Consider the following 1,789-nt stretch of genomic DNA (forward strand, 5'->3'; position numbering starts at 1 on the left):
ACCTGTCGATCACCGGCACCGGCAATGCGCTGGCCACGCTCGGCCTTGCCGGCAACACCGGCAGCGCCACCGCATTCACGGCGGCCCGCACCTCCGGCATCGGCGGCATCAGCGGCAAGACCCTGACCTTCTCCTCCTTCAACGGCGGCACGGCGGGCGACGTCACCTTCGGCGACGGCACCAACGGCACGGTCAAGACGCTCGATCAGCTCAATTCGAAGCTGCAGGCCAACAACCTGTCTGCAACGATCGATGCCAACGGCCTGCTGACGATCTCGACCACCAACGACTACGCGTCCTCGACCATCGGTTCGAGCGCCGCGGGTGGTGCGATCGGCGGCACGCTCACTTCAGCCTTGACCTTCTCGACGGCTTCCACTCCCGTCCAGGATACGGTTGCGCAGACGGCTCGTGCCAACCTGGTGTCTCAGTACAACAACATCCTCCAGCAGATCGACTCGACCGCACAGGACTCCTCGTTCAACGGTGTCAACCTCCTGAACGGCGACCAGCTCAAGCTGGTGTTCGACGAGACCGCCAAGTCGAGCCTGAGCATCACCGGCGTGACCTACAACTCCAAGGGTCTGGGCCTTGCTGCGCTGACCAGCGGCGTCGACTTCATCGACAACGCTGCCACCAACAAGGTGCTGACCAACCTGAACGCCGCATCGAGCACGCTGCGTTCGGAAGCTTCGGCTCTGGGCTCGAACCTGACCATCGTGCAGGTTCGTCAGGACTTCAACAAGAACCTGATCAACGTGCTGCAGACCGGCTCGTCCAACCTGACCCTGGCCGACACCAACGTCGAGGCCGCCAACAGCCAGGCGCTGTCGACCCGTCAGTCGATCGCGGTCTCCGCGCTGTCGCTGGCCAACCAGTCGCAGCAGAGCGTGCTCCAGCTGCTCCGCTAAGTCGCGGACGACATCGCAAGCAAGATCCGGCGGCGGGGCTTCGGCCCCGCCGCCTTTTTTCATCGTCGCTCGACGTTTCGCGGGGACAGGCGACACTCCGGAAAAGTAACCGGCGGTTATGGTTAATGGAGCGTAATCGCAGAGAAACGCCAATGATTTCAGGCCAATCGTCGATGCTCTGCGCGCCTTCCAGGCGCTTATGGTGAACCGGCGCTTATGCTGGCGATGTTCGTTTCACCCTTTGTTAGCCATGTCCGCGCAGGCTGTGCCCGTCACTCGATCTGAAGCGATCGAACGAAGACGCGTAAGCCAGAAGGGTAAGAGTCATGTCCGGTATCGTTCTCTCTGCGTCGGTTCGCCAGAACCTGCTCTCTCTCCAGTCCACCGCCGATCTCCTCGCCACCACACAGAACCGTCTGTCGACCGGCAAGAGCGTCAACTCGGCTCTGGACAATCCGACCAACTTCTTCACCGCACAGTCGCTCGACAACCGCGCCAGCGACATCAACAACCTGCTCGATGGTATCGCCAACGGCGTGCAGGTGCTGCAGGCTGCCAATACCGGCCTGACCTCGCTGCAGAAGCTGATCGACAGCGCCAAGTCGATCGCCAACCAGGCGCTGCAGACCACGGTCGGCTACTCCACCAAGTCCAACGTCTCCACCACGATCGCGGGCGCCACCGCCGCCGACCTGCGCGGCACGACCTCCTTTGCCAGCGCCACCGCATCGAGCAACGTGCTTTACACCGGCGCGGCCGGTGGCACGACCGCTGCGACGTCATCCACTTTGCTGGGCAGCGCGGCCCAGGGCACCTACACCACTCCGGCCGCATCTGCGGTGAAGGCGGCGGACGGTACGACCAACCTGACCGGCACC

Annotated in this window: 2 protein-coding genes; both read left to right on the forward strand. The window is 63.3% G+C overall.

All coding sequences use genetic code 11. The features are described from left to right. Window positions 1-911, forward strand: a 911-nt coding sequence (locus tag IC50_RS38045) for a flagellin (RefSeq protein WP_035716782.1), incomplete at its 5' end; no start/stop codon positions are given. A 326-nt stretch (window positions 912-1,237) separates the two neighbouring features. Continuing rightward, window positions 1,238-1,789: flagellin N-terminal helical domain-containing protein (locus tag IC50_RS38050; protein WP_035716783.1), on the forward strand; the 552-nt coding region annotated here is incomplete at its 3' end.

This window comes from Bradyrhizobium genomosp. I (2014) (genome assembly GCF_000261685.1).
Classification (GTDB): Bacteria; Pseudomonadota; Alphaproteobacteria; order Rhizobiales; family Xanthobacteraceae; genus Bradyrhizobium.